Origin of the sequence: Pseudomonas sp. 39004, assembly GCF_028682155.1 — a bacterium.
Classification (GTDB): Bacteria; Pseudomonadota; Gammaproteobacteria; order Pseudomonadales; family Pseudomonadaceae; genus Aquipseudomonas; species Aquipseudomonas capeferrum.
Genome location: NZ_JANIAG010000264.1, coordinates 1 through 4954, shown reverse-complemented (window position 1 = coordinate 4954; position 4954 = coordinate 1). Strand labels below are relative to the sequence as shown.

The window sequence follows — 4954 nt, the reverse complement described above, 5'->3', positions numbered from 1 at the left end:
TCGCCAAAGCCCTCCCGCCATACACACAAATAAACAAAGGCCATTTCTCATTACAGACCAAGGGGTGAAATCCTCCCCCCCGTATGCAGTACAATCGCCCCCTTTTTCTTGGCAACGAGTCGAAGCCATGATCGAACCCAAGCGCGTCCTGCGCGCCCTAGCCGAACACTGGGCCCTGATCGAGCCGCTGTGCGAACGTTTCGACCAGGGCACCCTGAGCCTGGTCGAACTGCGTCAGCATGTGGCCCGCCAGCAGGTCGAGAGTACCCCGCAGGACATCACCCAGCTGCTCGACGTGTGGATCCGCCTGGATATCCTGGTGCCGGTGGCCAAGAGCCCGAACCGCTTCGAGCTCAACGCCCAGATCCACGACTTCCTCGCCTACCTGCGCCGCGAACACCGCTTGGGCCTGTGCCTGGAGATCGAAGCCTACCTGCGCCACCTGGAACGCCTTGCCGGGCACATCCAGGATGCCTTCGACAACCGCGATAGCGACGACCTGGCGCGCCAGTTGCGCCTGCTCGACATGCGCGTGCGCGATGTGCTGAAGAAGCTCGACAACGACGAGCAGGCGCTGGTGGCCGTGGCCGAGCGGGCCAAGACCAGCAACCGCCAGATCCCGCTGCGCCAGCGCTACGCTGAAGTCCTCGCAACCTGGGACGAGTACGTCGAGCCGATGATCCAGCTGGTCAACGCCGACGGCGCCTTCGAACAAGGCGTGCGCAAGGTCGAAACCGTGCTGCTGCGCCTGCTGGGCGAGCAGGCGCGCCTGGGCCACCTGGTCGACGACGACATGCTGCTGCGCACCCACGCGCGCATCCTGGAAATGCAGACCAGCGCCCAGCTGACCCTGCGCCACGCCCGTGAACTGCTGCTACCACTGCGCGAAGAAGCGCGCCGGCACAACGCCGTGACCCGTGGCGCCGCCCTGGCGCTGTCGGTGATCCGCCGCAAGGGCATCGATGCCGTGCCGCAAGCGGCCATGGCGATGTTCACCCGGCCGCAGAGCACCTTCCTCGGCAGCGCCAGCCAGGTCGAGGCCTACGTCTACGCTTTGGCCCGTTTCGAGCCCAAGCCTGCGCGCTTCCCCAAGGCGCACAAGACCGACAAAGACCCGTTGCCGCGCGCGCCACGCACGGTCAAGGAAATGCTCGAACGCTGCGAGCAGGCCCTGCCGCTGCCCGACCTGATGGTCTGGCTGCTGGAGCAGGAGCCCGACGGCGCCACCGACGAACTGCTGTACTGGTTCTCGCGCCTGTCGCGCGAGAAGCGCTTCCAGCGCGAGCGCCTCGAACGCCGCGACTACACCACCCACGAACACCTGGTCAGCCTGCGCTCGTTCGCCCTGACGTCCAGCCGTAAAGACGTCGCCACAACGACTGCCGAATCCAACGCGAGCCCAGCCAATGCATCTTGATCTTTCCGAACTGTCCCAGCTCGCACCGATCTTCCGCGAGCTGTTCAAAGGTTTCCACGTCAGCCGCCGTGACCCCGAGCTGTACGCTCAGCTGTCGAACTTCCAGGACCAGTACCGCACACTGTTCAAGGCCCTGGGCTTCGAACTGGTGTGCGACACCCGTGGTTTCTATTACTTCGTGCCCGAGCTTGCCGCCGCGCAGGTCAACAAGACCGCCCAGCGCCTGTCGCTGTTCACCTTCATCCTGGTCGAGCACCTGGCCGACCAGGGCCGCGACCCAATGGCCGTGCTCGACGGCGGCAGCATCGGCCGCGACGAGCTGCCATCGCTGCTGGAAAAGTACCGCGACCTGTTCCTGCAGGCCGAAGTGCAAACCGTCGAAGAGCTGGAAGAAAAAATCCTGCGGCGCATGACCCAGCTCGGCTTCGCCTTCGAGGAAGGCGGTATCTACCGCTTCCTGCCGCCGATGCACCGCTTCCTCGACGTCTGCCTGTCGGTGCAGCAGGACCGCGACCTGGCCGCTACCCTGCACAGCGACCTGCCTTTGCCGACCCCGGTACTGGCCGAGGAAGAAAGCCCGGAGCAACTCAACCGCACCGACGACCCGCTCGACCTGTCGCCATTCGAAGGCGACGAGAGCGACGAGGACGCCCTGGCCCGGGCCATCCGCGAAGAGCAACAGGAGATTGACGCATGAGCCAGGAACGCTACGGCATCCGCCGCTTCGCTTTGCTCAACACCGCCGGCTACAGCCTTGGCCTGTTCCCGCTGGAGCACCCGCTGTCGGTGTACGGCGCCAACAACCTGGGTAAATCGGCCTCGATCAACGCCCTGCAGTTCCCGATCCTGGCGCGTATGTCCGACATGAGCTTCGGCAAGTACAGCCTGGAGCAGTCGCGTCGCTTCTACTTCGCCAGCGATACCTCGTACATCCTCTGCGAACTGAACCTGCCCCACGGCCCGCACGTGATCGGCGTGGTCGGCCGCGGCCCGGGCGGCGGTTTCGGCCACCAGTTCTTCGCCTACAAGGGCGAACTGGACCTGGCCCATTACCAGAAGAACGACACCTGCCTGCGTCAGAAAGAGCTGTTCACCAACCTCGAGCGCCTGGGCCTGAAGGCCTACGAGCTCAAGCCCGACGAGCTGCGTCGGCTGCTGGTCGGTGGCCACACCTCGGTGCCGCTGGACCTGACCATGATCCCGCTGCGCTCGACCAGCGAGCAAAGCCTGAAAACCTTCCGCGCGCTGTTCATCAACCTGCTGCACATGCGCGAGATCACCGCAGCCAAGCTCAAGCAGCTGTTCCTCGACGCCTTCGAGCACAGCCTGCGCTCGGGCAGCGTCGACTACATCGCGGCCTGTGAAGAAGCCTTCCGCGACGTGCGCCGCATGGAGCAGGACTACAACGCCCTGGTCGCCGCCGGCCCGCTGGTCGAAGCCCTGGCCGGTGGCGTTGCCCAGCGCGACATTCTGCGCGGCAAGCTGCACCGCCTCTCGCCCCTGCTCGACAACCTGCTGGGCACCTGGCAGGAATATGCCATGGCGCGCAAGGAAGAGCTGGTCATCCAGTCCGAACACTACCGTGGCGAACAGGACCGGCTGCAGAACGACCAACGCGGTGGCACCCAAGAGCTGATGCGCCTGGAGCGTGAGATCACCGGCATCCAGCGCTGGCTCGGCGAGCTGTCGGTGCTCAAGCGCCGCTTCGCCCTGGTCGATGACGTCAAGGTCCTGGAGCAGCAGTTGCTGGCCGCCAAGGATGCCCACGACGAACTGGCCGGCGCCCTGGCCCAGTCGCGGCAGTTCTCTGCCGAAGACCTGGACGAGCGCGTACGCGACCTGGAAAAACGCGTCAAGCAGGTCAAGCAGCAGCTCGACCACGCCGACAACAACAGCTATGCCCGCCTGCGCGAAGAGTTCTCGCAGCAGGACGTCGACCGCCTGATGCGCCTGTTCAACGGCGCGCTGTTCAGCTTGCCGCTGGGCGAGCGCGGCATCGAACTGGACGACAGCGACCTGTGGGTGAAGTCGCTGGAAGCGGTGCTCGATGGCTTCAAAGGCGAGCGCTTCGAGGCACCAGGCCTTTCCATCGATATCTCGCACATCGACCCACCGGCCCTGCAGGCGCTGGCCGACCGCGCCGCCCTGCGCGACCAGAAGGACCGCCTGGAGCGCGAGCTCAAGCAGCTCAAGACCCAGCAGGCCGTGGCCGCCGACCGCTCCGCCTCCAAGGCGCAGACCGAAACCTTGTACCAGGCCGTACTGGATGCGCAGAAGGCGCTGGAGGACTTCCGTCGCAGCGAAACGCTGGCGGCCGAAGAGCCCGAGAAACTGGAGCAGCTGTCACAACTGGAAGCGGCCCAGGACGAGCTCAAACGCTCCAGCGATGCCTTCACCGAGCGCGTCCAGCAACTGTCGGCCAAGCTGCAACTGGTCGGCCGCCAGCTCGGCGACCTGGAGTCCAAGCAGCGCACCCTGGAAGACGCCCTGCGCCGCCGCCAGCTGCTGCCGGCCGACCTGCCTTACGGCACGCCGTTCATGGAAGCGGTCGACGACTCGATGGACAACCTGCTGCCGATGCTCAACGACTACCAGGACAGCTGGCAGGGCTTGCAGCGGGTGGACAACCAGATCGAGGCGCTGTACGCCCAGGTGCGCCTCAAGGGCGTGGCCAAGTTCGACAGCGAAGACGACATGGAGCGCCGCCTGCAACTGCTGGTCAACGCCTACGCGCACCGCACCGATGAGGCCCTGACCCTGGCCAAGGCGCGCCGCGCCGCAGTCACCGACATCGCCCGGACCCTGCGCAACATCCGTAGCGACTACGACAGCCTCGAGCACCAACTGGCGCTGTTCAACCGCGAGATCAACAAGCGCCAGGTGTCCAACCTGCAGAGCTTCCGCGTGGTGCTGGCACCGAACAAGGAAGCGCTCAAGCACATCGACCAGATCATCCACAGCGCCGGCCAGTACGAGGAAGGCGAGACCCTTTCGGTGTTCGACCTGACGCAGAATTCCGACCAGGACCACAAGAACGAAGAGGCCAAGGAGTACCTGGCACGGCTGGTGGCGGCCAACCACAACCAGCTGGGCCTCAAGGACCTGTTCGAACTGGCCTTCGAGATCACCAAGGTCAATGGCCAGCCGGTGATCCACGCCGACATCGACGGCGCCGCGTCCAACGGCACCACCATGACCATCAAGGCGCTGACCAACATGTACTTGTTGCTGCACCTGATGGACCGTGACCTGGCCGGGCGCATTCGCCTGCCGTACTACCTGGACGAAGCAGCGGATATCGACGAGCGCAACCAGGCGGCACTGCTGGAGACCAGCTTGCAGCTGGGCTTCGTACCGATTCTGGCGAGTGTGAAGCCACAGGTATCGGCGCACGTGGCGATCGACCTGGAAGGTGGCAGCGGGCCGAACGGCATCTACATCGACGAGGCGGACTGGAAGTTCATCAGCCGGCTGGATGAGGTGAGGAAGGTTGTGCGTGAGGATCAGGCCGAAGAGTTGGCCTGAAGAATCTGGGGC

General features: G+C 65.0%; 3 protein-coding genes. All 3 read left to right on the top strand.

Annotated elements, in window-relative coordinates:
- Positions 1 to 127: 127 nt before the first annotated feature.
- Genes mksB through mksF form a run of 3 tightly spaced genes read left to right on the top strand, consistent with a single transcriptional unit; the run spans position 128 to position 4942 of the window.
- Entirely contained in the window at positions 128 to 1417 is a 1290-nt protein-coding gene (mksB, locus tag NP534_RS25620; protein ID WP_274100573.1) for an Mks condensin complex protein MksB, read from the top strand.
- Positions 1407 to 2114, top strand: a complete 708-nt coding sequence (mksE, locus tag NP534_RS25615; protein ID WP_274100572.1) for an Mks condensin complex protein MksE — start codon at positions 1407 to 1409, stop codon at positions 2112 to 2114. The genes mksB and mksE overlap by 11 nt, the downstream gene beginning before the upstream one ends.
- Positions 2111 to 4942, top strand: coding sequence for an Mks condensin complex protein MksF (mksF, locus tag NP534_RS25610; protein ID WP_274100571.1), 2832 nt, complete (start codon positions 2111 to 2113; stop codon positions 4940 to 4942). The genes mksE and mksF overlap by 4 nt, the downstream gene beginning before the upstream one ends.
- Positions 4943 to 4954 lie beyond the last annotated feature (12 nt).

Coding starts and splice junctions, on each gene's coding strand:
- mksB (WP_274100573.1), top strand. CDS start 128: ATGATCGAACCCAAGCGCGTCCTGCGCGCCCTAGCCGAACACTGGGCC.
- mksE (WP_274100572.1), top strand. CDS start 1,407: ATGCATCTTGATCTTTCCGAACTGTCCCAGCTCGCACCGATCTTCCGC.
- mksF (WP_274100571.1), top strand. CDS start 2,111: ATGAGCCAGGAACGCTACGGCATCCGCCGCTTCGCTTTGCTCAACACC.